The 25,777-nt window shown below is 72.5% G+C and carries 24 protein-coding genes; 15 read left to right on the top strand and 9 right to left on the bottom strand.

Features of this window, described 5'->3' with window-relative positions; genetic code table 11:
* Positions 1–103: 103 nt before the first annotated feature.
* From ASF38_RS13575 to ASF38_RS13565, 4 genes are read left to right on the top strand one after another with little or no spacing between them, the layout of a single operon-like run.
* Positions 104–3,886, top strand: coding sequence for a multifunctional oxoglutarate decarboxylase/oxoglutarate dehydrogenase thiamine pyrophosphate-binding subunit/dihydrolipoyllysine-residue succinyltransferase subunit (locus ASF38_RS13575; RefSeq protein WP_056576667.1), 3,783 nt, complete (start codon positions 104–106; stop codon positions 3,884–3,886).
* Positions 3,887–3,889: 3 nt separating this feature from the next.
* Entirely contained in the window at positions 3,890–4,066 is a 177-nt protein-coding gene (locus tag ASF38_RS18215; protein ID WP_156364744.1) for a DUF6104 family protein, read from the top strand.
* Between the two features lie 36 nt (positions 4,067–4,102).
* Positions 4,103–4,834: an AAA family ATPase gene (locus ASF38_RS13570; RefSeq protein WP_055966853.1), complete on the top strand. Its 732-nt coding sequence runs from the start codon at positions 4,103–4,105 to the stop codon at positions 4,832–4,834.
* Entirely contained in the window at positions 4,827–5,960 is a 1,134-nt protein-coding gene (locus ASF38_RS13565; RefSeq protein WP_056576664.1) for an SLC13 family permease, read from the top strand. The genes ASF38_RS13570 and ASF38_RS13565 overlap by 8 nt, the downstream gene beginning before the upstream one ends.
* Positions 5,961–5,979: 19 nt before the next feature.
* Here ASF38_RS13565 and ASF38_RS13560 read toward each other — a convergent pair whose 3' ends face one another.
* The 3 genes from ASF38_RS13560 to ASF38_RS13550 form a co-directional block, all read right to left on the bottom strand.
* Complete coding sequence (locus tag ASF38_RS13560; RefSeq protein ID WP_055966847.1) at positions 5,980–6,948, bottom strand: zinc-binding dehydrogenase; 969 nt, start codon at positions 6,946–6,948, stop codon at positions 5,980–5,982.
* 21 nt (positions 6,949–6,969) lie between these two features.
* On the bottom strand, positions 6,970–8,169 hold the full coding sequence (locus ASF38_RS13555) for an NADP-dependent malic enzyme (RefSeq protein WP_055966842.1): 1,200 nt from the start codon (positions 8,167–8,169) through the stop codon (positions 6,970–6,972).
* 129 nt (positions 8,170–8,298) lie between these two features.
* Positions 8,299–8,748, bottom strand: coding sequence for a hypothetical protein (locus tag ASF38_RS13550; protein WP_056553872.1), 450 nt, complete (start codon positions 8,746–8,748; stop codon positions 8,299–8,301).
* A 197-nt stretch (positions 8,749–8,945) separates the two neighbouring features.
* Here ASF38_RS13550 and ASF38_RS13545 point away from each other — a divergent pair, with 197 nt between their 5' ends.
* Positions 8,946–9,197, top strand: a complete 252-nt coding sequence (locus ASF38_RS13545; RefSeq protein WP_055966837.1) for a WhiB family transcriptional regulator — start codon at positions 8,946–8,948, stop codon at positions 9,195–9,197.
* Between the two features lie 142 nt (positions 9,198–9,339).
* Here the strand turns inward: ASF38_RS13545 and ASF38_RS13540 are convergent, their stop codons facing one another.
* Positions 9,340–10,770, bottom strand: a complete 1,431-nt coding sequence (locus ASF38_RS13540) for a sensor histidine kinase (RefSeq protein ID WP_056576661.1) — start codon at positions 10,768–10,770, stop codon at positions 9,340–9,342.
* Positions 10,771–10,838: 68 nt separating this feature from the next.
* Here ASF38_RS13540 and ASF38_RS13535 point away from each other — a divergent pair, with 68 nt between their 5' ends.
* The 6 genes from ASF38_RS13535 (at position 10,839) to ASF38_RS19800 (ending at position 17,671) form a co-directional block, all read left to right on the top strand.
* The gene (locus ASF38_RS13535) at positions 10,839–11,792 is read left to right on the top strand and encodes a DUF2785 domain-containing protein (RefSeq protein WP_235492933.1); all 954 of its coding nucleotides are present in this window, start codon (positions 10,839–10,841) and stop codon (positions 11,790–11,792) included.
* Positions 11,793–11,802: 10 nt separating this feature from the next.
* The gene (locus tag ASF38_RS13530) at positions 11,803–13,518 is read left to right on the top strand and encodes an acetolactate synthase (RefSeq protein WP_082480799.1); all 1,716 of its coding nucleotides are present in this window, start codon (positions 11,803–11,805) and stop codon (positions 13,516–13,518) included.
* 60 nt (positions 13,519–13,578) lie between these two features.
* Complete coding sequence (locus tag ASF38_RS13525) at positions 13,579–15,315, top strand: ABC transporter ATP-binding protein (RefSeq protein WP_056576657.1); 1,737 nt, start codon at positions 13,579–13,581, stop codon at positions 15,313–15,315.
* Complete coding sequence (locus ASF38_RS13520; protein ID WP_056576653.1) at positions 15,312–17,129, top strand: ABC transporter ATP-binding protein; 1,818 nt, start codon at positions 15,312–15,314, stop codon at positions 17,127–17,129. Before ASF38_RS13525 ends, ASF38_RS13520 begins: the two co-directional genes overlap by 4 nt.
* The gene (locus ASF38_RS13515) at positions 17,126–17,494 is read left to right on the top strand and encodes a thioesterase family protein (RefSeq protein ID WP_055966823.1); all 369 of its coding nucleotides are present in this window, start codon (positions 17,126–17,128) and stop codon (positions 17,492–17,494) included. Before ASF38_RS13520 ends, ASF38_RS13515 begins: the two co-directional genes overlap by 4 nt.
* Before the next feature lie 102 nt (positions 17,495–17,596).
* Entirely contained in the window at positions 17,597–17,671 is a 75-nt protein-coding gene (locus tag ASF38_RS19800) for a 50S ribosomal protein bL37 (protein ID WP_369797015.1), read from the top strand.
* 102 nt (positions 17,672–17,773) lie between these two features.
* Here the strand turns inward: ASF38_RS19800 and rsrA are convergent, their stop codons facing one another.
* The 4 genes from rsrA to ASF38_RS13495 form a co-directional block, all read right to left on the bottom strand.
* On the bottom strand, positions 17,774–18,061 hold the full coding sequence (gene rsrA, locus ASF38_RS13510) for a mycothiol system anti-sigma-R factor (protein ID WP_055966818.1): 288 nt from the start codon (positions 18,059–18,061) through the stop codon (positions 17,774–17,776).
* Positions 18,058–18,777: a sigma-70 family RNA polymerase sigma factor gene (locus ASF38_RS13505; protein WP_235497726.1), complete on the bottom strand. Its 720-nt coding sequence runs from the start codon at positions 18,775–18,777 to the stop codon at positions 18,058–18,060. The genes rsrA and ASF38_RS13505 overlap by 4 nt, the downstream gene beginning before the upstream one ends.
* 180 nt (positions 18,778–18,957) lie before the next feature.
* Positions 18,958–19,689: an SOS response-associated peptidase gene (locus tag ASF38_RS13500; protein WP_055966815.1), complete on the bottom strand. Its 732-nt coding sequence runs from the start codon at positions 19,687–19,689 to the stop codon at positions 18,958–18,960.
* 209 nt (positions 19,690–19,898) lie between these two features.
* Positions 19,899–20,549 (bottom strand): hypothetical protein, encoded by a 651-nt coding sequence (locus ASF38_RS13495; protein WP_056576651.1) that lies wholly within the window; start codon positions 20,547–20,549, stop codon positions 19,899–19,901.
* Between the two features lie 171 nt (positions 20,550–20,720).
* Between ASF38_RS13495 and ASF38_RS13490 the strand changes: the two genes are divergently transcribed.
* From ASF38_RS13490 to rsgA, 4 genes are all read left to right on the top strand, one after another.
* On the top strand, positions 20,721–22,457 hold the full coding sequence (locus ASF38_RS13490; RefSeq protein ID WP_056576648.1) for a sigma-70 family RNA polymerase sigma factor: 1,737 nt from the start codon (positions 20,721–20,723) through the stop codon (positions 22,455–22,457).
* Between the two features lie 86 nt (positions 22,458–22,543).
* A complete protein-coding gene (locus ASF38_RS13485) occupies positions 22,544–23,029 on the top strand; it encodes a DoxX family protein (RefSeq protein WP_055966807.1) in 486 nt (161 codons plus the stop codon).
* A 75-nt stretch (positions 23,030–23,104) separates the two neighbouring features.
* Positions 23,105–24,382, top strand: a complete 1,278-nt coding sequence (gene aroA / locus ASF38_RS17635) for a 3-phosphoshikimate 1-carboxyvinyltransferase (RefSeq protein ID WP_056576646.1) — start codon at positions 23,105–23,107, stop codon at positions 24,380–24,382.
* Complete coding sequence (rsgA, locus tag ASF38_RS13475; protein ID WP_056577150.1) at positions 24,379–25,431, top strand: ribosome small subunit-dependent GTPase A; 1,053 nt, start codon at positions 24,379–24,381, stop codon at positions 25,429–25,431. The genes aroA and rsgA overlap by 4 nt, the downstream gene beginning before the upstream one ends.
* 6 nt (positions 25,432–25,437) lie before the next feature.
* On the opposite strand, the gene ASF38_RS13470 is transcribed toward rsgA, so the two are convergent.
* Positions 25,438–25,764 (bottom strand): hypothetical protein, encoded by a 327-nt coding sequence (locus ASF38_RS13470; RefSeq protein WP_056576643.1) that lies wholly within the window; start codon positions 25,762–25,764, stop codon positions 25,438–25,440.
* Positions 25,765–25,777: the final 13 nt, after the last annotated feature.

Here is a 25,777-nt window from a genome sequence, read left to right as displayed (position 1 = left end):
CGCGGTGGTCGAACCGGGCGTTCGGCGTCGGACCCTCCGCGCTACCCTGGAGCCGCACCGTGTCCAGTGCGCAGGGAACCAACCGGAAGAGGCGATCGAGGCCGTGGCCGAGTCCTCACATGACCCGTCAACCCCCGATTTCGGGACGAACCAGTGGCTCGTCGAGGAGATGTTCGACCAGTACCGGGCCGACCCCTCCTCCGTCGACCAGACCTGGGTGACGTTCTTCGAGGAGGGCGACGGAGCAGCGCTGGCCGCGAGCAACGGCAGCGCCCCGTCGGCCAACGGCAGCACGGCCACGAAGTCTCCCGCCGCGAAGGCCGAGCCGGCCCCGAAGGCGCAGCCCGCCGCCGAGAAGCCCGAGCCGGCCCCCAAGGCGCGGCCCGCTGCCAAGAAGGCCGAGCCCGCCGCGGAGAAGCCTGAGCCCGCCAAGAGCGCCGAGCCGGCGAAGAAGGCACAGCCCGCCGCCAGGAAGGCCGAGCCGAAGGCTGCGGCGTCCGCGGCGCCCACCCCGTCCGGTCCGGGCGAGGTGCAGCGCGTCCCGCTCAAGGGTGCGCCCGCGCGCACCGCGGCCAACATGGACGCGAGCCTCGAGGTCCCTACCGCCACGAGCGTGCGGGCCGTCCCCGTCAAGCTGCTCTTCGACAACCGCGTCGTGATCAACAACCACCTGGCGCGTGCCCGCGGCGGCAAGGTCTCGTTCACCCACCTCATCGGCTACGCCGTGGTCAAGGCCATCGCGTCCATGCCGGAGATGAACACCGGCTACGACGTCGACGAGAAGGGCAAGCCGGTCCAGCTCAAGCCCGAGCACGTCAACTTCGGCCTGGCGATCGACACCAAGAACGCCAAGGGCGAGCGTCAGCTGCTCGTGCCGTCGATCAAGGCCGCGGAGACCATGACCTTCGCGCAGTTCTGGCAGGCCTACGAGGCCATGGTCAAGAAGGCGCGCGACGGCAAGCTCGAGGTCTCCGACTTCCTCGGCACCACCGTCAGCCTCACCAACCCCGGCGGCATCGGCACCAACCACTCCGTCCCCCGGCTCATGAAGGGCCAGGGCGTCATCGTCGGCGTCGGCTCCATGGACTACCCGCCGGAGTTCCAGGGCGCGTCCGAGCACACGATCGCCAACCTGGCCGTCAGCAAGATGATGACGCTCACGTCCACCTACGACCACCGCGTCATCCAGGGCGCGCAGTCCGGTGAGTTCCTGCGCCGTCTCCACCAGATGCTGCTGGGCGAGGAGGGCTTCTACGACGAGATCTTCCGCGCGCTGCGCATCCCGTACGAGCCCATCCGCTGGGCCCAGGACATCGCCGTCAGCCACGACGACGAGGTGCACCGCCAGGCGCGCGTGCTCGAGCTCATCCACGCGTTCCGCGTGCGCGGCCACCTCATGGCCGACACCAACCCGCTGGAGTACCGCCAGCGCAGCCACCCGGACCTCGACACCGCGTCGCACGGCCTCACGTTGTGGGACCTCGACCGCGAGTTCGCCACCGGCTCCTTCGCGAGCGGCAGCGGCAAGCGGTTCATGAAGCTGCGCGAGATCCTCGGCGTGCTGCGCGACTCCTACTGCCGCTCCATCGGCCTGGAGTACATGCACATCCAGGACCCGGGCGAGCGCCAGTGGCTCCAGGACCGCATCGAGGTCGGGCACACCAAGCCTCCGCGCGAGGAGCAGCTGCGCATCCTGCTCAAGCTCAACCAGGCCGAGGCCTTCGAGACGTTCCTGCAGACGAAGTTCGTCGGGCAGAAGCGCTTCAGCCTCGAGGGTGGCGAGACCACGATCCCGCTGCTCGACGAGATCTGCGAGGAGGCAGCCGGCGACGGCCTCGAGGAGGTCTGCATCGGCATGGCCCACCGCGGTCGCCTCAACGTCCTCGTGAACATCGCGGGCAAGAGCCCCGGCACCGTCTTCCGCGAGTTCGAGGGCAACATCGACCCGCGCACCGTGCAGGGCTCCGGCGACGTCAAGTACCACCTGGGCGTCGAGGGTGAGTTCCGCTCCGAGCACGGCGACACGATCAAGGTCTCCGTCGCAGCCAACCCGTCGCACCTCGAGGTCGTCGACCCCGTGCTGGAGGGCATCACGCGCGCCAAGCAGGACCGCCTGAACCGTGGCGCCGAGTTCCCGGTGCTGCCGGTGCTCGTGCACGGCGACGCCGCGTTCGCCGGCCAGGGCGTCGTGGCCGAGACGCTCAACCTCTCGCAGCTGCGCGGCTACCGCACCGGCGGCACGATCCACCTGATCGTCAACAACCAGGTCGGCTTCACCACCAGCCCGTCGTCGTCGCGGTCCTCCACGTACTGCACCGACGTCGCCCGCATGGTGCAGGCGCCGATCTTCCACGTCAACGGCGACGACCCGGAGGCGTGCATCCGCGTCGCCGACCTCGCCTACGAGTACCGCAAGACGTTCAACAAGGACGTCGTGATCGACCTCGTCTGCTACCGCCGTCGCGGTCACAACGAGGGCGACGACCCCTCGTTCACCCAGCCGCTGATGTACGACACGATCAACGCCAAGAAGTCGGTGCGCAAGCTCTACACCGAGGCGCTGGTCGGTCGTGGCGACATCACGATCGAGGAGGCCGAGGCGGCCCTGGCCGACTACCAGTCGCAGCTGGAGCGCAACTTCGCCGACGTCAAGGAGGCTTCCTCGGGCGAGCTGGAGTACACGCGGACCCCCGACTACCCCGAGAAGCCCGAGCAGGCGGGTGCGCTCGAGACCGCGATCACGCCGGAGACCATGAAGGCCATCTCGTCGGCCTACACGTCGGTCCCCGACGGCTTCACGGTGCACCCGAAGGTGCTGCCCCAGCTCCAGCGACGCGCGCAGTCCATCGAGACCGGCCCGATCGACTGGGGCACCGGCGAGATCCTCGCCATGGGCTCGCTGCTGCTCGACGGACGCCCCGTGCGCCTCGCCGGCCAGGACTCGCGCCGCGGCACCTTCTCGTCACGCTTCGCCACGATCATCGACCGCAACGACGCGAGCGAGTGGACCCCGCTGGCCCACGTCGGCGACGAGCAGGCGACGTTCTACATCTACGACTCGCTGCTCAGCGAGTACGCCGCGCTCGGCTTCGAGTACGGCTACTCGGTGGCCCGCCCCGAGGCGCTCACCATGTGGGAGGCGCAGTTCGGCGACTTCGTCAACGGCGCGCAGTCCGTCATCGACGAGTACATCTCCTCGGGCGAGACGAAGTGGGGCCAGAAGTCCGGTGTCGTGCTGCTGCTGCCGCACGGCTACGAGGGCCAGGGCCCCGACCACTCGTCGGCACGCATCGAGCGCTTCCTGCAGCTCGCCGCGAACGACGAGATGACGATCGCCCAGCCGTCCACGTCGGCGTCGTACTTCCACCTGCTGCGCCGTCACACGCTCGAGGGTCAGCACCGCCCGCTCATCGTGTTCACGCCCAAGCAGCTGCTGCGCCGCAAGTCCGCGGCCTCGCAGCCGGACGAGTTCACGTCGGGCCAGTGGCGCCCGGTCATCGGCGACGACGCGGTCGACGCCGAGAACGTCGACACCGTGCTGCTGTGCTCGGGCCGGATCTCGCACGACCTGTTCGAGGAGCGCGCCAAGCGCGAGGGCGACAACCCGACCACGGCGATCGTGCGGCTCGAGCAGCTGTACCCGCGTCCGGTGGAGCAGATCAAGTCCGAGCTCGCCCGGTTCAGCGGCCTCAAGGCCGTGCGCTGGGTGCAGGACGAGCCGGCCAACCAGGGTCCGTGGCCCGACGCGGCGCTGCACTACCCCGAGGCCGTCGCGTCCGGCTCGCTCACGGTCGTCTCGCGTCCGGCGTCGTCCACGACGGCGGTCGGCTCGAAGGCGCGGCACGACGTCGAGCAGCGCGAGCTCATGGACGCCGCGTTCGCCTGACCCGTGTACTTCACCGATCGAGGCATCGAGGAGCTGGCGGCCCGCCGCGGCGAGGAGGACGTGTCCTTCGCGTGGCTGGCCGACCGGCTCGTCGAGTTCGTCGACCAGCACCCCGACTTCGAGGTGCCGGTCGAGCGGCTGGCGACCTGGCTGGCCCGCCTCGACGACGACGAGGACTGAGCGCGACGCGTCGGTGCAGGCTGCCAGACTGAACCAGTGAGGTTCGACCAGCCACCCGTGGTGCGCGTGAAGCCGGAGCGTCACGGCGACGGTCCTCCCCTCGAGCCCTGGCTCCTCGACGTCCCCGCGGTGCAGCAGGTGCTGCGCGACGGGCTCGACCTCGCGCCCGGCGTCACGTTCCTCGTGGGCGAGAACGGGGCCGGCAAGTCCACGCTCGTCGAGGCCGTCGCCATGGCCTACGGCTTGTCCCCCGAGGGCGGGAGCACGCAGGGCTGGCACCGCACCCGACCGAGCGAGTCCGCGCTGCACAACGAGCTGACGCTCCAGCGCGGCGTCGGCACCGGCAGCTGGGGGTTCTTCCTGCGCGCCGAGACCATGCACGGCTGGTACACGTACCAGGAGGGCGTGGGCGGACACGACCTGCACGCGATGAGCCACGGCGAGTCGTTCCTCGCGGTGCTGCGCCGGCGCTTCGACTCCCCCGGCTTCTACTGCCTCGACGAGCCCGAGGCCGCGTTGTCGTTCTCCTCCAGCCTCACGCTGCTGCGCACCCTCCACGACATCGCCGAGGGCGGGGGCCAGGTGCTGTGCGCGACCCACTCGCCGATCGTCGCCTCGCTACCCGGCGCCCGGGTGCTCGAGGTCGGTCCGTGGGGACTGCGCGAGACCACGTGGGACGACCTCGACCTGGTGCACCACTGGCGTGCCTACCTCGCCGCGCCCGGGCGATACCTGCGCCACGTCCTGGCCGACGACGACGATGAGTGAGTCGCCGGCGACCTCGCGCACGCGGCGGCTGCTGACCGCCAACCCGTTCCTCACCGCGACGGCCGCCCTCGCGCTGCTCACGTGCGTGCTCGTCCCGCCGAGCCGGGAGTACCTGGACTACCCGGAGTACCGCACCCTGGTCTGCCTGTGGTGCTTCCTCACCGTCATCGGTGCCCTCGACCGCACCCACCTGGTCACGGCCGCGGCCCAGGGCGTGGTCGCCGTCCTGCGTACCCGACGCGCGCTGGTCCTCGGACTGGTGCTGCTCACGATGGTCGCCTCGATGCTGATCACGAACGACATGGCACTGCTGACCCTCCTGCCGCTCAGCCAGCTGGCCCTGCGCGCCACCGGCGACGATCGTCACCTGGCCTACGTGTTCGTCCTGCAGACGGTCGCCGCGAACCTCGGTGGGATGATCACGCCGTTCGGCAGCCCGCAGAACCTCTTCCTCTACCAGTACTTCCACCTGTCCGTCGGCGAGCTGGTCGGCGTGATGGTCTGGCCGTTCGTGGTGTCCCTGGTCCTCGTGGTGATCGCCTGCCTGCTGGTGCCGAACGCCCCGATCTCCCCGGTCACCGACCGCACGTCGGTCCGCTGGCGCCCCGCCACCGTGCACCTCGTCCTCTTCGTCGTGGCGGTCGCGATCGTCGTCCGGGCACTCCCCGTCTGGGCGGGCGTCGTCGTGGTGGCGGTCGTCGCGGTCCTCGACGCACGGGCTCTGCGCTCGGTCGACTACGGACTGCTGGCCACGTTCGTGCTGTTCTTCGTCTTCGCCGGCAACCTCGAACGGGTGCCCCAGGCCAGCGGCTTCCTGCAGGACCTGCTCCAGGAGCACGTCCTGCTCTGGGGCGTGGCCGGCAGCCAGCTCGTCTCCAACGTCCCCACGGCGCTGCTGTTCGCACCGTTCACCGACGACTGGCGCGCCCTGCTGCTGGGCGTGAACATCGGCGGCGTCGGCACGATCGTGGCGTCGCTGGCGAGCCTGATCACGCTGCGCCGCTACCAGCAGCTCCGGCCCGACGGCACGCGCGCCTTCCTCGGCCTGTTCACCGTGGTCAACGTGCTGTTCCTCGTGCTGCTCCTGGGAGCCACGGGCCTGCTGCTCGCCGCCGGGGTGCTCTGAGCCGACCCCGGCGCCACGGTCAGAGCGTCAGGACGATCTTGCCGAACACGTCGCCGTCGACCACGCGCTGCAGCCCCTGGGCCGCGTCCGCCATCGGGATCTCGCTGTCGATGAGCGGCCGGGTGCCGGTCACGTCCATGAACTGGGCCAGGGCGTGCAGCTCGTCGCGCGTCCCCATGGTCGAGCCGTGCACGCGCATCTGCTGGAAGAAGATGCGAGTCAGCTCGGCCGCCTTCGGCGCGTCGCCCGACGTGGCTCCGGAGATGACGATCGTGCCGCCCGGACGCATCGACTTGATCGAGTGCGACCACGTGGCGGCACCGACCGTCTCCATGACCGCGTCGACCTTGGCGGGCAGACGGGCACCGGACTCGAACACCTCGTGCGCACCGATCTCGAGCGCCTTGGCGCGCTTGTCCTCGTCACGGCTGGTGGCGAACACCCGGAACCCGGCCGCGCGGGCCAGCGTGATCACGGCGGTGGCCACGCCTCCGCCGGCACCCTGGACGAGCACGGTGTCGCCCTGCTTGAGACCGGACTGCGTGAACAGCATCCGGTAGGCCGTCAGCCACGCCGTCGGCAGGCACGCGGCCTCGGCGAAGGACAGACCCGCGGGCTTCGGCACCACGTTGCGCGCGGGCACGGCCACCTTCGCGGCGAAGGTGCCCTGGTGGCGCTCGGACAGCAACGACCGCTTGGGGTCGAGCGTCTCGTCGCCCCGCCAGGAGGGGTCGCTGATGACGGCGTGCACGAGGACCTCGTTGCCCTCCTCGTCGAGTCCCGCGGCGTCGCAGCCGAGGATCATCGGCAGCGACTCCTCGCGCAGGCCGACGCCCCGCAGGCTCCACACGTCGTGGTGGTTGATCGACGCGGCCTTGACCGTGACGGTCGTCCAGCCCTCGGGGACCTCGGGGTCGGGACGCTCCCCCACCACGAGCCCGTCGAGCGGGTTCTCGGGGTTGATCTGACCTGCGTAGACGGCGAACATGCGACTCCTCGGGTGGACGGATCAGTAGGGACGGCGGGCGAGGCCCTCGCGACGGGCCGTCTCGGTGACCGCTCGGGTCACCACGTCGGCGACGCGCGGGTCGAACGGCGACGGGATCACGTAGGACTCGCTCAGGTCGTCACCGACGAGGTCGGCGATGGCGTGGGCGGCCGCGAGCTTCATGCCCTCGGAGATCGCCGTGGCACGGACGGCCAGGGCGCCCCGGAAGATGCCCGGGAAGACGAGCACGTTGTTGATCTGGTTCGGGAAGTCCGACCGCCCCGTCGCCACGACCCGGGCGTGCCGGTGGGCGACGTCGGGGTGGACCTCGGGGTTGGGGTTCGCCATCGCGAACACGATGGCGTCCGGCGCCATCCGGGCGACGTCCTCCTCGGGGACCGTGCCGCCCGAGACGCCGATGAACACGTCGGCCTTCTCGAGCGCGTCGCCCACCGTGCCGGGGCGGGCCCAGTCGGCCGTCTGCTCGGCCAGCATCTGCTTGACGCTGTTCAGGTCGTCGCGGCCCGGGTGGATGACACCCTGGCGGTCGACGACGCTGATCCGGTGCACCCCGGCCGACCGCAGGATCTGCGTGATGGCCACACCCGCGGCTCCCGCACCGGAGATGACGACCTTCACGTCCTGCATGTCCCGGTCGGTGAGGCGGACCGCGTTGATGAGCGCGGCCAGGGTCACGACCGCGGTGCCGTGCTGGTCGTCGTGGAAGACCGGGATGTCCAGCTGCTCGATCAGGCGACGCTCGATCTCGAAGCATCGCGGGCTCGAGATGTCCTCGAGGTTGATGCCGCCGAACGTCGGGGCCAGGCGCACGACCGTCTCGACGATCTCGTCGACGTCGGTGGTCGCCAGCGCCACGGGGATCGCGTCGACGCCGCCGAACTGCTTGAAGAGCACGGCCTTGCCCTCCATGACGGGCATGGACGCCGCCGGCCCGATGTCACCGAGCCCGAGCACCGCCGTGCCGTCGGTGACCACGGCCACCGTGTTCGAGACCCAGGTGTAGTCGTGGGCCATGTCGGGGTCGGCCGCGATCGCCTCGCACACCCGGGCGACGCCGGGCGTGTAGGACAACGACAGGTCGTCGGCGTCGCGCAGCGGCACGGTCGACGCCACCTGCATCTTGCCGCCGCGGTGCAGCGCGAAGACCGGGTCGTCGGGATCGAACGCCTCGAACGGCGTGCTGGTGTCGGGGGCGACCATGGCGGTTGTCTTCTCTTTCGAAGGGGGCAGGATCTCGCGGAACGAGCGTCGACGCGGCCCGCGACCGGTAGGTGCACGGCGGGCCCGCGGACGCGGGGAGACGGCAGGTGATGCCCGCCGACGAGTCTCTCACACGGGGTCGTGGCCTCCGAGAGCCTGGGTGACCGGTGGGGACACGAGGCAGCCGAGCGCGACCAGGGCGCCGACGGCCATGGTCGGGGTGATCCACGCCGCGTCCCCCCGGAAGTTGAAGGAGAGCACGAGGCACAGCAGCTGGGAGAAGACCAGGAAGCCCCGCGGCCAGGTCTGCCCGGCCAGGATCCGCACCACCGCGACCAGGAGGAGCGCGCCGAAGGCCCCCAGGAACCCGGCCGTGCTCACACCCAGACCGACCCGGTCGGCCTCGACGGACCGCAGCTCGAGCGCGGCGATCGTCAGCAGGCCGAGTGCCTGCGCGGACACGACGGCACCGGCCACCGCCAGCAGCGTCCTGGCCCTGCCGCGCGGCGCGACGGAGGGCTGGCCGGGCGAGGACGCCGACGGCTCGTCCGCAGGTGAGGGATCGGGGTTCGAGGTCACGGCACCAGGGTAGGTCCGGCACCCCGGTCCAGCCCGCGAGGCAACTGGTATGACCTGTGTGACTGACCCGACACGGACCCGCCGCGCAATCCCTTGTGCCCAGAGGATTTTGTTGAAACGATGAAGTGAACGCGCACGCCGGTCTCGCCGGCTTTTTTTCGTGCGTTCGCACTCACACAAGGGAAGGAGCTGTCGTCATGGACTGGCGCCACCACAGCGCATGTCTCGATGAAGACCCCGAGCTCTTCTTCCCCATCGGCAACACCGGCCCCGCGATCCTGCAGATCGAGGAGGCGAAGGTCGTCTGTCGCCGCTGCGACGTCCGTGAGCAGTGCCTGCAGTGGGCACTGGAGTCCGGTCAGGACCACGGCGTCTGGGGAGGCATGAGCGAGGACGAGCGTCGTGCCCTCAAGCGTCGCAACGCGAGGGCACGCATCCGCACCGCCTGAAGTCGTTCCACGCAGCACGCGTCCGAACCCCGTACCCGCGTCGGGTACGGGGTTCTCGGCGTCCGGGCCCCTGGCCTGGTTCCCGGGGCCGACGCGGGACGGTCCGGCCCATCCCTGTCCGCCCGTCGCCCGTGGCCGTCGGTCAGAGCGAGATGCTGATGGTCACCGTGGCGCCGCGGCCAGGCCGTGACTCGAAGCCCAGCGTGCCGCCCAGCTCGGACTCGACCAGCGTCGACACGATCGACAGGCCGAGGCTGCGCGTCGGGTCGAAGTCGGCCGGCAGACCGGTCCCGTCGTCACTCACCCGCATCCGCACCCGTTCCCGGATCCGGTTGACCGCCACCGTCACCCGACCCGCGCCGCCCGGGAAGGCGTGCTCCGCCGCGTTCTGCACCAGCTCGGTCAGCACCATCGCCAACGGGGTCGCGACCTCCGCCGGCAGCAGGCCGAAGCTCCCGATGCGCTCCGCCCGGACCTGGGGCCCGCCGACGTCGAGCACCGAGCGCAGCAGACGGTCGGCGATGTCGTCGAAGGCCACCGTCTCCTCGAAGCCCTGGCTCAGCGTCTCGTGCACCAACGCGATCGACCCCACCCGGCGGACGGCCTCGTCGAGCGCCGCCCGCGCCTCGGGCACGTCCATGCGTCGGGCCTGCAGGCGCAGCAGCGCCGCGACCGTCTGGAGGTTGTTCTTCACCCGGTGGTGGATCTCGCGGATCGTCGCCTCCTTGGAGACGAGCTGCTTCTCCCGCAGCCGCAGCTCGGTGACGTCGCGCAGCAGGACCACGGCGCCGTCACGACCGGTCCCGGGCGCGGTCAACGGGATCACGCGGAGGAGGAGCGTGGCCTCCGCGCCCGAGACCTCGGCCTCGGCCGGCGACGATCCCCCCAGGGCCGCGGCGGTGCTCAGGTCCGTGGGCGTGCGCCCCACGCACGCTGCCGTGACCTCCGCCAGGTCCGCACCCTGGAGGGCCCCCGTCAGACCGAGCCGACGGTACGCCGAGTGCGCGTTGGGGCTCGCGTACTGCACCGTGCCGTCCGCCGTCGTGCGGATGAACCCGTCGCCCACCCGCCACGCGTCGGCCAGCTCCGACCGGGCCCCGGGCGTCGGGAACTCCCCCCGCCCGATCATCGAGACGACGGTGTCGGCCGCGGCCCGGTAGGTGACCTCCAGCTGGCTCGTGGCCCGCGCGTCACCGCCGCTGCGCAGCGCCAGGACCGCGATCGTGCGCTCCTCGCGCCGGACCGGGACCACGCGCACGTGCACACCGTCGGCCACCGCGGCGTCGTCGTCCTGCGCGCCCTCCCCGGCCAGCACCCGCGCCGCGGCCGGCGACCGCTCCCCCGGCACGAACGTCCCCGTGACGTCCTCCAGGAGCGTCGTCGCCACCGTCGTGGGACGGATCTGGGCCACCGCCCACAGACCCTTGGACTCCGCGTCCGGCACCCACAGCACGAGGTCGCCGAAGGAGAGGTCGGCCAGGATCTGCCAGTCCGCCACGAGAGCCTGGATCCACGCGACGTCGTCCGGACCCAGGGTCGTCTGCGACCGGATGATGTCGTCGAGGGTCGGCACGCGCCCAGCCTATCGACGGCAGCGGGCCGACCGTCCCTTCCGCCGGTCGCTCCAGGACGTCTGGCACGATGAACGAGATGTCCGAGGCCTACTGGCAGTCCGTCATGAAGACCGGCATGCAGGTGCCGCTCGACCGCTCCCTGGACGAGTCCACGGTGGAGCTCGTCGAGATGCTCGGTCACCCCAATCCGCGGCTGCGTGAGGACCTCGCCTACCCGCTCCTCACGACCTGGATCGCCAACGGCGTGTACGACGGCCTGCTCGCCGGCCTGGGCGACGGGGTCGCGCCCGGGCTGCGGTACGGCCTCGGCCACGACGGCGACGTCTCCGTCATCCGCCGGTCCTACAGCGCCCTCATGCTCGCCGAGATCATCGGGCGGGACAACGACGAGCACCTGCTCCCCGCCACGACCGTCCTCGGGTGGGGCGACCTCGCCACCAGCTGGTACGTGCGCGAGCTCGACCACCGCGGCTGGATCCCCGAGCAGGGGTGGGCCCACGCGGTCGCCCACGGCGCCGACCTGCTGGCGGCCCTCGCCCGTTCCCGCCACTTCGGCCGTCTCGAGCTGACCGTCCTGCTCGACGTCATCGCCGACCGCGTGCTGACCCCCACCGCCTACGGCTGGCGCCACGGCGAGGACGACCGGCTCGCCTACGCCGTCATGACCCTCCTGCACCGCAACGCGCTCGACCCCGGCATCGTCGAGCCGTGGCTCGCCCGGCTCGGCGCCGGCATCAAGGCACCACGGACCCGCGGCCACCTCGACGACGAGTGGCCCTCCCCGACGGCCAAGAACGCGTCGTCGTTCCTGCGCGCCCTCCACCTCCAGCTGGCCCTCGGCGTGCAGGGACGCGCCGACCTGCGCGGCGACGCCGAGCTGTTCGCCGAGCAGCCGGCCCATCGGGCCGACCTCCTGCTGGCCGTGCTCGACCAGATCCGCGGCGAGAGCCCCTGGCTCTACCGACCCACCACCCGGGCCCGGCCCGTCGACGGCCCGGCGGGCGACACCCCCGTGCAGTAGCGTGCGCCGCATGTCACAGAACGACGGCACCGCAGGGACCCCCACCGAGACCGGGAACGACCAGAGCGCCGACGAGGTGCGCTCCGCGCACGGGGGCGTGCACGCGCTCGAGGTCGCCCGCGCCCACGGCGTCCAGGCCATGTTCACCCTCTCCGGCGCCCACGTGTTCCCGATGTACGACGCCGCGGTCACCGCCGACGACCCGATGCCCATCATCGACGTCCGGCACGAGCCCACCGCCGTGTTCGCCGCCGAGGCCGTCGGCAAGCTCACCCGCACCCCGGGCCTGGCCGTCCTCACGGCTGGACCCGGGGTCACCAACGGCGTCAGCCCGGTCGCCCAGGCCCACTTCGCCGGCTCGCCCCTGGTCGTGATCGGCGGTCGTGCACCGGAGGCCCGCTGGGGGATGGGCACCCTCCAGGAGCTGGACCACCCGCCGATCTTCGAGACGGTCTCCACCTGGGCCTCCACCGCCCGGACCGTCGGCGACATCGCCCCCACCGTCCACGAGGCCTTCACCCGCGCCGGGTCCTCGCACCGCGGCCCCACCTTCGTGGACGTGCCCATGGACGAGTTCTTCAACTCCGGCCCCGTCACGGCACAGCCAGGACTCCAGCGGGCCCGGATCGAGCCGGACCCCGACGACCTCGCCCGCGCCGGTCGCCTCCTGCAGGAGGCGCGTCGCCCGGTCCTCGTGCTCGGCACCGACGTCTGGGCCGACGGTGCCGAGGAGGCCGCTCAGCGCTTCGCCGCCGAGACCGGCATCCCCGTCATCGCCAACGGCATGGGTCGCGGCATCCTGCCCGGCGGGCACGGCCAGCTCGTCACGAAGGCCCGGTCGGCGGCCTTCAGCGGCGCCGACCTCGTGGTCGTCGCCGGGACCCCGCTCGACTTCCGCCTCGGCTACGGCGTGTTCGGTGGCAAGGACGGCGCCACCCCGGCGCGCGTGGTCCACCTCGCCGACTCCCCCGCCCAGCTGTCCACGCACGCCACGCTCGCCGCCTCCGCCTCGGGCGACCTCACCGTCGTCCTCGACGGCATCCTCTCGGCCCTGCAGTCCGCCCCCGGTGCGCGCCCGGACTGGACGCCGTGGCTGACCGAGCTGCAGGACGTCGTGGCCGCTGCCGCCGCACGCGACGTCGACCTCCTCGGCTCGCAGAGCGACCCCATCCACCCCGCGCGCATCTACGGCGAGCTGCTCCCCCGCCTGGCCGACGACGCCGTGGTCATCGGCGACGGCGGTGACTTCGTGTCCTTCGCCGGGAAGTTCGTGGAGCCGCAGCGCCCCGGTGGCTGGCTCGACCCAGGGCCGTACGGGTGCCTCGGCGCGGGCATGGGTGCGGCCATGGCCGCCCGCATCACGCGGCCCTCCAGCCAGGTCGTCGTGCTGTTCGGCGACGGCGCTGCCGGCATGTCGCTCATGGACGTCGACACCCTCGTCCGTCACGACCTGCCGGTCGTCATGGTCGTGGGCAACAACTCCGCCTGGGGGCTGGAGAAGAGCCCCATGCAGATGCTCTACGGCTACGACGTCGCCGCGGACCTCGCTCCGAACACGCGCTACGACCAGGTCGTCACGGCGCTCGGCGGTGGCGGCGAGATGGTCACCGACCCCGCCGAGATCGGTCCGGCGATCGACCGGGCGTTCGCGTCGGGCGTGCCCTACCTCGTCAACGTCATGACCGACGTGTCGGCGCAGTACCCCCGCACCACCCACGGCGTCTGAGGTCGGCGCGGGACCCGACCGGACCGCCGCGTCCCGCGCGGGTGAGGGTAGCCTCACCTCGTGGCGAGCACGAGGACGCAGGTCGAGGCCCCTGGGACGGGTCCGGACGACCGCACCCCGCCCGACGGGGCCGGCGCACTGCTGCGTCGGAGCGTGCGACGCCAGGCCCGCCAGCTCGTTCCCGGCTACTCCCTGCTCGTCGTCTGGCAGCTCTGCGAGACCCTCGTGCCGGTCGTCATCGGCCTGGTCGTCGACCAGGCCGTGGACGGCGGCACCCTGGGTGACCTGGCCTGGACGCTCGGCGTCCTGGTGGCCCTCGTCCTCGTCCTGAGCAACGGCTACCGCTACGGCGCCCGGTTCATCGTGCGCGGCATCCAGACCGAGGCGCACCTGCTGCGCGGGGAGGTCTCCGCCCACGTGCTGCACCCGCGCGGAGCGCGCACCGACCGGCTCGCCGGCGAGACGCTCTCGATCGCGACGTCGGACGCCGAGCTCGTCCCCTCCGTGCTGCACCAGCTCGGCTACGCGCTCGCGTCGCTCGTCGCCGTCGTCGCGACGGCCGTCTACGTCCTGTCCGTCGACGTCGTGCTCGGTCTGGTGATCCTGCTCGGCGTGCCCGGCGTCCTGCTGGTCATCCAGGCGCTCGCCCCCCTCGTGGCCAGGCGCACCCGCCGCCAGCAGGAGAGCACCGCGTCCGCCTCGGGCGTGGCCGCCGACGTGCTGACGGGACTGCGCCCGCTCAAGGGCATCGGCGGTGAGGACGTCGCTCTCGGCCGGTACCGGTCCGCCAGCCGGCAGGCGAGCAGCGACACCATCGCCGTCGCGCGCTCCTGGGGCTACCTGGCCGGACTCACCACCGCACTCAGCGGGATCCTGCTGGCCGTCGTCGCGGTCGTGGCCGGCGAGCGCGCCCTCGACGGCACCATCGGTCTCGGTCAGCTCATCGCGCTCGTGGGCCTGACCCAGTTCCTCGCGGAGCCGATCCGCGGCCTGGGCGACGTGAGCGCGCAGTTCGCGGCGTCGCGCGCCTCGGCCGGACGCATCGTGGAGTTCCTGAACACCCCCCGTGTGCTCGCCCCCGGCGGTCGCGGACCGTCCGAGGACCGTCCCGGCCTCGTGCTCGAGTCGGCCGTCGTGGGACCCCTGCGGGGGGTGGACCTGCGGACCTCGGCCGACGAGCTGGTCGCCGTGAGCATCGACGACCCCGCCGTCTCCGACACGCTCATGGCCGTGCTCACGGGCGAGGTCACGCTCACGTCGGGCCGGGCGCGACTCGGCGACGTCGACCTGCACGAGCTGTCCGTCGAGGGTCGACGCTTGCACCTGCTCGTCGCCTCGCACCACTCCGGCGTCTTCGAGGGGACGCTGCGCAGCACGGTCGACCCCGGCGGCGAGCGCACCGACGCGGACCTCGCGCCCGCCCTGGCTGCGTCGGCGGCCGACGACGTCGTCCGCCTGCACCCCGACGGACTCGACCGCGCCGTGCGTGCCGCCGGCTCGAGCCTGTCCGGCGGTCAGCGGCAGCGCCTCACCCTGGCCCGGGCCCTCGCGACGGACCGTCCGGTCCTCGTGCTGCAGGACCCGACGAGCGCGGTGGATGCCGTGACCGAGCAGAACATCGCCCGCGGCGTGCGCCGGCTGCGTCGAGGACGCACCACCCTCGTCATCACCTCCAGTCCCGCGCTGCTCCAGCACGCCGACCGCGTCGTGGTGGTGCGCGACGGACGCGTCGTGGCCGAGGGCACCCACGCCGACCTCGTGCGCGATCCCACCTACCGAGCGGCGGTGGACCGATGAGCACGGACGAGGCGACGAACGTCCACCTGCTGCCGGTCGCCGACGCACGAAGCACGACGGCCGTCGCGTGGCGACTCGTGCGCGCCCGTCGGGCGAGCCTGGCGCTGACGATCGCATCGTTCCTACTCACCGGCTTCGCCGGGGTCGTGCCCGTGCTGATGATCGGCCGGATCGTCGACGCCGTGCGCGAGGACGGGACCCTGCGCGAGATCGTCGTCGCCGCCACGGTGATGGTGCTCGCCGGTCTCGTCGCCGGACTGTTCTCGACGCTGTCGTCCGCGGCGCTGGCGCAGGCCGTGGCGCCGGCCTTGGCCGAGCTGCGCGAGGACGTGCTGGACCGTGCCCTGCACCTGGAGTCACAGCGGATCGAGCAGGCAGGCATCGGCGACGTGCTGAGCCGTGTGGGTGACGACGTCCGCAAGCTCACCGAGGCGCTCGACGAGGCCATCCCCCTCCTGCTCGGCTCGCTGTCCGCCATCGGCTTCACGGTCGGCGGACTGTTCACGCTCGACTGGCGCCTCGGCCTGGCCGGTCTCGCCGCCGCGCCCTGCTACGTGCTCGCGCTCCGCTGGTACCTGCCCCGCTCGATCCCCTACTACCGCGCCGAGCGAACCGCCGAGGGTGCGCGGGCCGAGGCGCTCATCACCGGGGTGCGCGACGCCGCGACGCTGCGGGCGTTCGGCGTGGAGCGCATCGCGCTCGAGCGGATCGAGCGCCGCTCCGCCGCCGCCGTCGAGATCACCATCGACGTGTTCAGGCTCTTCACCCGCTTCGGCGCCCGGATGAACGGGTCGGAGTGCGTGGGCCTGGTCCTGGTGCTGGGCACCGGGTACCTCCTCGTGTCGAGCGGTGCCGCGAGCGTCGGCGACGCCACCGCCGCTGCGCTGTTCTTCCATCGCCTGTTCAACCCCATCGGGGCGGTGCTGTTCGTCTTCGACGCCGTGCAGGCGAGCGGAGCGGCGCTGGCCCGGCTGGCCGGCGTCGTCCTCATCGCGCCGCGCGACCACGCCCTCGTGGACGTCGGCCCCGACCCGACGTTGCGGCTCACGGGTGTGCACCACGCCTACGAGGAGGGCCGTCCGGTGCTCGCACCGATCGACCTGGAGGTGCGGCCCGGGGAGCGCGTGTCCGTCGTCGGGGCCACCGGCGCCGGGAAGACCACTCTCGGGGGGATCGCCGCCGGGACCCTCTCCCCGAGCGGCGGCACCGTCCGACTCGGCGCCCTCGACATCACCACCGCCGCCGAGACCGTCGTGCGCCGGCACGTGGCGCTCGTCTCGCAGGAGGTCCACGTCTTCGCCGGCACGCTGCGCGACAACCTCGTCCTGGCCGACCCGCACGCAGACGACGACACGCTCTGGGCGGCGCTCACCGCCACCGAGGCAGCGGCCTGGGCACGGACGCTCCCCCACGGCCTGGACACCGTGGTGGGCGACCTCGGCCACCCCCTCACCCCGGCCCAGGCCCAGCAGCTCGCCCTCACCCGGGTGCTGCTTCTCGACCCGCAGGTGGTCGTGCTCGACGAGGCCACGGCGGAGGCAGGGTCGTCCGGGGCCCGTGAGCTCGAGCAGGCCGGCGAGGCCGTCACCCGCGGACGCGCCGCGCTCGTCATCGCCCACCGGTTGAGCCAGGCCCGCACGGCCGACCGGGTGATCGTGATGGAGCACGGCGCGGTGGTCGAGGAGGGGCCCCACGACGACCTCGTGCGGGCCGGCGGGCGCTACGCGGCCCTCTGGTCGGCGTGGTCGGACGCAGGAACCGGGGACGTCGGGCAGGCTGGGTGGTCCCCCGCCCGTGACCTGGAGGACCGATGACCCGCAGTGCATCCGTGACCCACACCGTCGGCGACGCCGACACGGCCGCCGCCCTCGGCAGCGGTGACCTGCCGGTGCTGGCGACGCCGCGCGTCCTGGCCTGGCTGGAGGCAGCGACGTGCGCGGCCCTGGACCTCGACGACGGCCGCACGAGCGTGGGCACGAGGGTCGAGGTCGAGCACATCGCCGCCAGCCCCGTGGGGGCGACGATCACCGCCACGGCCGACCTGGTGCACGAGGACGGCCGACTCCTGCGCTTCCGGGTCGCCGCCCACGACGGGCACGGGACGCTCGTGGCGCACGGCGAGGTCCGTCGCGTCGTCGTGGACCGCGCGCGCTTCCTGGAACGAGTGCCCCGACCCTGAGCGACCCTGACCCGTCGCCCTCGGTCCCGGGCCGCGGACCACGTTCGCAGGCGAGCGGGACGATGTGGGACGATGGACGCTGAACGTCTGAGGAGGACCATCATGGGCAAGACCGGCCGCAAGCGCCGCGCGCGTCGCAAGAAGGGCGCGAACCACGGCAAGCGCCCCAACGCGTGACCTGACGCTCCTCGCGGAGCGCACAGACGATCGAAGCCCCCGTCCGGTGACCGGACGGGGGCTTCGACGTCGCCGGGACCGACGCCGCGGTCGGTGGACCGGTCAGGTCTGGCGGTACTCGGAGATCTGCACCTGCACGGTGCGGATCGAGAACAGCACCTTGTCGCGCAGCGGCTCGGGCGCGACCTCGCTGCACGAGCGCGACACCAGCGACTTCACGAGCCGCTCGAGGTCGTACTCGGTGAGGCACTCGCTGCAGTCGTCGATGTGGGCCTGGATCTCCGCGCAGCTGGCGCTGTCGATCTCGCGGTCGAGGAACAGGTAGAGGCTCTCGAGTGCGGTCTCGCAGTCAGGGCCGTCGCAGCCGTCGGCGGTGAGGTCGTCGCTCATGAGTCGCTCACCCCGCTCACGGCCATGCCGCGGTCGCGGGCGTAGTCGGCCAGCAGCTCACGCAGCTGACGGCGTCCGCGATGCAGACGGGACATGACGGTGCCGATGGGCGTGCCCATGATCTCGGCGATCTCCTTGTAGGGGAACCCCTCGACGTCGGCCAGGTAGACCGCGTAGCGGAAGTCCTCCGGCAGCGCCTGCAGCGCATCCTTGACGTCGCTGTCGGGCAGCCGCTCCAGCGCCTCCATCTCGGCCGACTTGAGGCCCGAGGACGAGTGCGCCTCGGCGGCGGCGATCTGCCAGTCCTCGATCTCGTCGGTGACCTGCTGCGGCTGACGCTGCTTCTTGCGGTACGAGTTGATGTAGGTGTTGGTGAGGATCCGGTAGAGCCAGGCCTTCAGGTTGGTGCCGGGCTTGTACTGGTGGAAGGCGCTGAACGCCTTGGCGTACGTCTCCTGCACCAGGTCCTCGGCGTCCTGGGGGCTGCGCGTCATGCGCAGACCAGCGGAGTAGAGCTGGTTCAGGAACGGCAGGGCCTCGGCCTCGAAGCGAGCCTGTCGCTGCTCCGGCGTCTCCGTGGCGACGTCGACGTCGCTGTAGTCGATGGCGACGGCTCCGTCGTGGCTGCCGTCCTCGACGGTCGAGGTGGCGTCGACGGACCCGGCGTCGGACGCGTCCGACGTGGGCGGGGGGGTGGTCTCGGGGGTGTTCGTCATCGTGCTCCAGCCTACTCCCGACGTACGACGTCCGTCGTCCGAGCGGGGGCCGCGAGCGACCGGACCCGTGGTGGTGGGGCTGGCGAGGGTGCGTTCAGGGCACGCGAGCATGTCGACCTCCTTCGTGAGGTGGAACGACGTGGCCGTGGGCTGTATTCCGAACCGTGCGCCGCGCAGGGCCTACTCGGCGGGAAGGGGCTCGACGAGCTCGGGGCCGTTGTTGCGGACGTTGTTGACCTGGGTCGTGACGGGCCAGGCGTCGAGACGTCCCGGCGTGGCCGGCACCAGCAGGTCGAGCAGCTCGGCCGCCGGCCGCTCCACCGGGCTCAGCCACGTGTCGCGGACCTCCGGCGCCACCAGGAGCGGTGCGCGGTCGTGGAGCATGCCGTCGCCGCCCTCGGCGCTCGTGGTGAGGATGGTGAACGTCACGAGCCACGGCTCCTCCGCCGAGGACCGCCAGAACTCGTAGAGCCCGGCCAGGCCCAGCACCTCGCGGCGGCCGTCCTGCTCGCCGGAGGTGATGTAGAACGGCTGCTTGGGCGCCTTCGGGCCGTGGCCCGCGTACCACTCGTAGTAGCCGTCGGCCGGGACGATGGCACGCCGCCGCGCGAAGGCACGCCGGAACGACGGCTTCTCGGCCACGGTCTCGGACCGGGCGTTGATCATCCGGCTGCCGATGGAGCGGTCCTTGGCCCAGCTCGGCACGAGACCCCAGGTGGCCGCCAGGAGCTCACGCCGCGGTGGCGCCGACTCCTCGGCGTCGTCCCGGGCCCGGCCGATCACCACCGGCGCCTGCTTGGTGGGTGCCACGTTCCAGTCGGGCGGCGGCAGCTCCGCACCGTCGGCCAGACGGGCCGCGAAGGCGTCGTCGAGGTCGCTCGAGGTCCGGGTGGTCGCATACCTGCCGCACATGGGGCCAGCCTTCCACGCCGCACCGACGGTGCGGTGGGACCGGGATCGATCGAGCCTCCCGGCCCCCGTTCTGCGTTGTGACACGCGTTCTGGACAGTTGCGGGTCACGTGGAGCCCGATCCATGCCCCGGAGGTGTCCGAAACGGAGTGACGGCCCGGCACCCCCGCCGGGCCCGACGCAGCCCTGGTGCGTCGGGTCCGGACGGGTGTCAGCGCGCCAGGGCCTGCAGGAGGCCCGGCAGGTCCCCGGCCGTGGGCGGAAGCTCCTCCACCCACAGCCGGGGCGCACTCCCGCCGTCCGGCGTGCGCCCGAGAAGCACACCGACCAGCGCGAGGGTCGTGGCGTGGGCGCGCTCGCGCGCCGTCAGCACCACGAAGCGGCTCGACCCGACCCGGGCCACGGTCTCGTCGCCCGGGAAGACCGATCGCAGGACCTGCCCGACCTCGACGGCCCGCAACGAGGCCTCCAGGGACGAGCGTCGTCGGTCGTCGGACGGCTCGACCACGACGAGGACGTGACCGTCGCCGGCGCGCTGCTCCTCGACAGCGGCGGCGCGGTACACGTCCCCCAACCTGCTGTGCAGGTGGGGCACCGTCGACAGCGACGTCAACGGGTCCTCGCACCCTGCGTCGTGCACGCGCCCGAGTGCGCGCTCCGCCCAGGCGAGGCACGCAGCCCGCACCGACGCGTGTCGGGGGGCTCCGTCGAAGGCACGCTCCACGAGATCGATGACCTCGTGGAGCGGGGACCCGTCCGCCGCTGCACTCGCTCCCACCACGTGTGCAACGGCGTCGACGTCGGCCCGACCGTCGCGAACGGCCTCGACCAGCGACGTCGCTGCGTGCTGGGTGTCGTCCATGACGGTCCTCCTCTCGTGTGCGGTGACCATGGGACGGCCGGGGGCGGTGATCGTGACGGTGATCGGCGGAACTTTCTCGACGCGGGTCCCGGGGCCCCGACCGGGCGGGCGTGACGTGCAGGAACGTTCCTCGTTGGACCCCGTGGGAGTGCAGACGAGGGAGCCGAAGCGATGGACGACCTGATCGAGACGACGCAGCAGCGCAGCGACGCGCAGCTGATCGCTGCCGTGCGTGCCGGCGACACCGCGGCCTACGGTCTGCTGTTCCAGCGGCACGCGGCCGCCGCGACCCGCCTCTCCCGCCAGCTCCTGAGCACCGGCGAGGCCGACGACCTCGTGTCGGAGGCCTTCCTGAAGGTGCTGAGCCTCCTGCAGGACGGCAAGGGCCCCGACGAGGCCTTCCGCGCGTACCTGCTCACCGCGGTCCGGCGTCTGCACGTGGATCGCATCAGGGCCACGACCCGCACCCGTCCCACCGACGACGAGCACGTGCTCGACCGGGGTGTGCCCTTCGACGACGCCGTGAGCGCCGCCTTCGAGAACGACGCCGCCGCGCGCGCCTTCGCGTCGCTGCCCGAGCGGTGGCAGCTGGTGCTGTGGCACCTCGAGGTCGAGGGGCAGAAGCCCGCGGCCGTCGCACCGCTGCTCGGCATGAGCCCCAACAGCGTCTCCGCCCTGGCCTACCGCGCACGGGAGGGCCTGCGGGCCGCGTACCTCGAGAGCCACGCGGCAGCCACCACCGACGAGGCCTGCCGCGCCGTGACACCGTTGCTCGGCGGTTTCGTGCGCCAGACGCTGTCGGCCCGCGACACCGCGAAGGTCGACCGGCACCTCGACGGGTGCCGACGCTGCACCGGCGTCCACCTCGAGCTCGTGGAGGTCAACCAGAACCTGCGCGGTCTTCTCGCGCCCGCCCTGCTCGGACCCGCCGCCGCGGGCTACCTCGGGGCGACCGGGACGGCCGCCGCCGCCCTGGGGGCCGGGGGGATCGCGGCGGGAGGCGTCTGGGCGACGGCCGGCACGGCGGCCGGGGGGTCGCTCGCCGTCGGCACCACCGCGGCCGGCGGCGGGTTCGCCGCCGCGAGCGGCTACGCCGGGGCGACCATGCTGACGTCGGCGATCGTCTCGCAGGTCGCCCGGGTGGCTCTCGTGCCGGCCCAGGCCGCCGCCGCGACGGCCGTCAGCGCCGGGACGCCCGCCGTGGTCGCGACCACCGTGGTCACCGGGGCCTTGACGACCGGCATGGTCGTCGGCGGGACGGACCTGCTCACCTCGGCGCCGCCCGCGGTGGTCGCCTCGCCGAGCCCGTCCAGCCCCCTGGCGCCGGAGTCGACCGCGGCGCCCACCACCGAGCCGACGCCGGAGCCCACCACCGAGCCGACGCCGGAGCCCTCCGCGGAGCCCACCCCGGAGACGCCGGTCGAGACGACGCCGCCCGCACCTACCCCGGCCACCGCGGACGCCTCCGCCTCTCCCGACCAGCCCGTCTCCGAGCAGCCGGTCGTCACGCCCGCGCCGCCGCCGGTCACGCCCACCGACTTCTCCCTCGGCGCCGCCACGGTCACGAACGACTCCCCCCTCCTGCAGCGCCGCGTGGTCGTCCCGATCGCCGCCGACGGCGGCAGCAACCCCGTGGCGCGCACCGTGACCATGACCGTGTCGTTCGACCGGACCGTGAAGTTCCGTGGGATCCCCGGCGACGGGTGGGCGTGCGACGCCACCCGTAACCAGCGGCTCCGCACGCTCCGCTGCAGCGCCACGCTGCCCGCCGGACAAGGCGGCTCGTTCCCCTTCAAGGTCATCGGCGCCCGCCCCGCCGCCACCGTCACCGCCACCGCGCCCGACGATCCCCGCTCCGACAACGACACCACCACGTTCCGGTCCACTGGCTGGCTCCTGCCGATCTGATCGAACCGGTCCGTCGCCTCGAGCGCGCTCGGGCCCGCTCGCGCGCTGACGTTGTGGAACTCGCCGACGTTGGCATGATGGGAGCCATGACCGTCCTGCGCACCATCGCCCGTCCCCTGCTCGCGTCGATGTTCGTGTACGGAGGTGTCAACGCGCTGCGCAACGCCCCCGCCATGGGCCCGAAGGCCGAGCCTGTGGCCGACGCGCTCGGCAAGGCCGCGCCGCAGCTCGCGACGTCGCCCACGAACCTGGTGCGGGTCAACGGCGCCGTCCACGTGGTCGCGGGCACCGCGCTGGCCACGGGTCGCTTCCCCCGGCTGTCGGCGTTCGTGCTGGCCTCCACCCTGGCACCCACGACGGCCGTCGGGCACCCCTTCTGGAACGAGACCGACCCGGCGTCGCGCCAGAACCAGACGGTGCACTTCCTCAAGAACCTCTCGCTCATCGGCGGACTGCTCATGAGCACGCTCGACCCCGACCCGCACAAGAAGTTCATCGGCACACGCGCCAAGAACCGGGTCGTCGACGCGAAGGGCGTCGTCGTCGAGCGCATCGACGACCTGCGTCCCTGAGCCCGAGACGTCTGGCCCGAGACGTCCGGCCCGAGACGTCAGGTCCGGCGCGCCGGTTCACTACAGTGGGGCGTGATGAACGCCCCGCTGCCCTGGCTCGCCCCCACCCGCGAGAGTCCTGTCGACGCGCAGGTGCTCGTCCCCGGCTCCAAGTCCCTGACCAACCGTGCGCTCGTGCTGGCCGCGCTGGCCGACGGCCCCTCGGTCATCACCCGTCCGCTCGGCTCCCGCGACACGCAGCTCATGGCGGCGGCCCTCGGCGCCCTCGGAGCCGGCGTCGAGAAGGACGGCATGACGTGGCGCGTCACGCCGGTCGACCGCACCCGGACCGGCTCGACGGCCGTCGACTGCGGTCTGGCCGGGACGGTCATGCGGTTCGTCCCACCGCTCGCGGCCCTCGGCTCGTCCGCCGTCACGTTCGACGGTGATCCGCACGCGCGACGGCGACCGATGGGTCAGACGATCGCCACGCTGCGCGACCTGGGTGTCCGGGTGGACGACGGCGACCGCGGCTCGCTGCCCTTCGTCGTCCACGGCACCGGCGCCGTGGCCGGTGGGCGTCTCGTGGTCGACGCGTCGGCCTCGAGCCAGTTCGTCTCCGCGCTGCTGCTGGCCGCGCCCGCCTTCACCCAGGGCCTCGACCTGCGGCACCGGGGCGCTGCCCTGCCCTCGCTCCCCCACGTGGAGATGACCGTCACGGAGCTGCGCCGACGCGGCGTCGAGATCGACGACTCCTCCCCCGACCGGTGGGTCGTGAGCCCCGGTCCGGTGCGCGCGCTCGACGTCGAGATCGAGCCCGACCTCTCGAACGCAGGGGTCTTCGTGGCGGCGGCGGTCGCCACCGGCGGCTCCATGCGGGTCCGCGGCTGGCCCGAGCAGACCCAGCAGGCCGGCGACGCGTGGCGCGAGCTGGTCGTGGCCTTCGGCGGCACCGCGGAGCGCGACGGCGCCGACATGGTCTTCCGCGGCGGTCCCTCGATCAGCGGGGTCGACCTCGACCTGCACGACGTCGGCGAGCTCACCCCCGTGGTGGCTGCGCTCGCCGCTCTCGCCGACGGCCCGTCGCGACTGCGGGGGGTCGCGCACCTGCGCGGCCACGAGACGGACCGGCTCGCCGCGCTGGCCACGGAGCTGAACCGGCTCGGTGGCGACGTCTCCGAGACCGACGACGGGCTCGAGATCCGTCCGCGCCCCCTCCACGGCGAGATCTTCGAGACGTACGACGACCACCGCATGGCGCACGCCGCCGTGGTCCTGGCCCTCAAGGTCCCGGAGCTGTTCGTGGAGAACGTCTCGACGACCGTGAAGACCTACCCCAACTTCGCGCCGGTGTGGGAGCGCCTGGTCGCGTGAGGCAGGACGACGAGCACGCCGCGTTCGAACGACCGCGTCGCCGCACGCGCCCTCGCACGAAGGACCGACCCAACTACGACGACGCGCCCCTGGCCCGTGTGGTCACGATCGATCGTGGCCGCTTCACGTTGCGTCTGCTCGATCCCGACCTCCCGCCGACCGCCGGTCTCGTCACCGCCATGAAGTCACGCCCCATCGGACGGCAGGGCGTGGTGGTCGGCGACGAGGTCAAGGTCGTCGGCGACGTGAGCGGCGCCGACGGGACGCTGGCCCGCATCGTCGAGGTGCTGCCCCGGCGCACGGTGCTGCGCCGCACCGCCGACGACGACGACCCGATCGAGCGGGTGGTGGTCGCCAACGCCGACCAGCTCGTGGTGGTCACCGCCCTGGCGGACCCTCCGCCACGGCCCGGCCTCATCGACCGCTGCCTGGTGGCGGCGTTCGAGGCCGGCATGGAGCCGCTCGTCTGCCTCACCAAGTCCGACCTCGGGTCGCCCGACGAGATGCTGGCGCTCCTGGAGCCCCTCGACGTCCGCACGGTCGTCACGCGGCGCAGCGGCACGGGCCCGGGCGACGACGAGCGGGGCGACGGCATGGAGAGCCTCGACGAGCTGCGCGAGGCCCTGGCCGGCCGCGTGAGCGTGTTCATCGGTCACAGCGGGGTGGGCAAGTCGACCCTGGTCAACGCCCTCGTCCCCGGGACCGGCCGCATCACCAGCCACGTCAACGAGGTCACCGGCCGCGGCCGTCACACGTCGACGTCGGCGCTGGCCATCGAGCTGGAGCCCACCGACGGCGGCGACGGTGGCTGGATCATCGACACCCCCGGCTTCCGCTCGTTCGGTCTCGCGCACGTGCAGGTCGACGACGTCCTGCGCGCGTTCCCCGACCTCGACGACGCGACCCGCGACTGCCCTCGCGGCTGCACGCACGCGGCCACGGAGCCCGAGTGCGCGCTCGACCTGGCGGTGGCCGCCGAGACGCTGCCGACGGCCCGGGTCGAGTCCTTCCGCCGCATCGTCGCGGCGAAGGACACCACGGCCTGGTGAACGGGCTCAGAAGCTCCCGAGCCAGAGCGCGAGGACCACGCCGACGGTGGCGGCCACGAGCTCCAGCACGGCGACGCGCCGCAACCAGCGGCGCCCACCGGAGAGCACGAGGACGAGGGCCGGGAAGCCCCACGAGATCGCCGCACCGGCGAGCATGAGCAACGCTCCCTGGCTCTGCTCCTCAGAGCTCGGCGACTCCCCGAACAGGCTGAGGCCGGTGACGAAGCCGAAGAAGCCGAGCCACGGTCCGAACGGCCACAGGAGCAGCAGGACGACGGAGACGGCGAGGCCGGCGCGACCGGGCGACGCGGCCCGGGACGTCGAGGGGTCCATCGGGCCACCGTAC

The organism is Aeromicrobium sp. Leaf272, assembly GCF_001422865.1.
GTDB lineage: Bacteria > Actinomycetota > Actinomycetes > Propionibacteriales > Nocardioidaceae > Aeromicrobium.
This window is presented reverse-complemented; position numbering and strand designations above follow the sequence as displayed.

Bases quoted from the DNA above. Each gene is read 5' to 3' on its own strand.
- ASF38_RS13545 (WP_055966837.1), top strand. From the start codon at position 8,946: ATGGACTGGCGCCACCACAGCGCATGTCTCGATGAAGACCCCGAGCTC.
- ASF38_RS13500 (WP_055966815.1), bottom strand. From the start codon at position 19,689: ATGTGCGGCAGGTATGCGACCACCCGGACCTCGAGCGACCTCGACGAC.
- ASF38_RS13530 (WP_082480799.1), top strand. From the start codon at position 11,803: ATGTCACAGAACGACGGCACCGCAGGGACCCCCACCGAGACCGGGAAC.
- ASF38_RS13520 (WP_056576653.1), top strand. From the start codon at position 15,312: ATGAGCACGGACGAGGCGACGAACGTCCACCTGCTGCCGGTCGCCGAC.
- ASF38_RS13490 (WP_056576648.1), top strand. From the start codon at position 20,721: ATGGACGACCTGATCGAGACGACGCAGCAGCGCAGCGACGCGCAGCTG.
- aroA (WP_056576646.1), top strand. From the start codon at position 23,105: ATGAACGCCCCGCTGCCCTGGCTCGCCCCCACCCGCGAGAGTCCTGTC.
- ASF38_RS13565 (WP_056576664.1), top strand. From the start codon at position 4,827: ATGAGTGAGTCGCCGGCGACCTCGCGCACGCGGCGGCTGCTGACCGCC.
- ASF38_RS13505 (WP_235497726.1), bottom strand. From the start codon at position 18,777: ATGACGAACACCCCCGAGACCACCCCCCCGCCCACGTCGGACGCGTCC.
- ASF38_RS13485 (WP_055966807.1), top strand. From the start codon at position 22,544: ATGACCGTCCTGCGCACCATCGCCCGTCCCCTGCTCGCGTCGATGTTC.
- ASF38_RS13515 (WP_055966823.1), top strand. From the start codon at position 17,126: ATGACCCGCAGTGCATCCGTGACCCACACCGTCGGCGACGCCGACACG.
- ASF38_RS13535 (WP_235492933.1), top strand. From the start codon at position 10,839: ATGAACGAGATGTCCGAGGCCTACTGGCAGTCCGTCATGAAGACCGGC.
- ASF38_RS13495 (WP_056576651.1), bottom strand. From the start codon at position 20,549: ATGGACGACACCCAGCACGCAGCGACGTCGCTGGTCGAGGCCGTTCGC.
- ASF38_RS13470 (WP_056576643.1), bottom strand. From the start codon at position 25,764: ATGGACCCCTCGACGTCCCGGGCCGCGTCGCCCGGTCGCGCCGGCCTC.
- ASF38_RS13555 (WP_055966842.1), bottom strand. From the start codon at position 8,169: ATGGTCGCCCCCGACACCAGCACGCCGTTCGAGGCGTTCGATCCCGAC.
- rsrA (WP_055966818.1), bottom strand. From the start codon at position 18,061: ATGAGCGACGACCTCACCGCCGACGGCTGCGACGGCCCTGACTGCGAG.
- ASF38_RS13560 (WP_055966847.1), bottom strand. From the start codon at position 6,948: ATGTTCGCCGTCTACGCAGGTCAGATCAACCCCGAGAACCCGCTCGAC.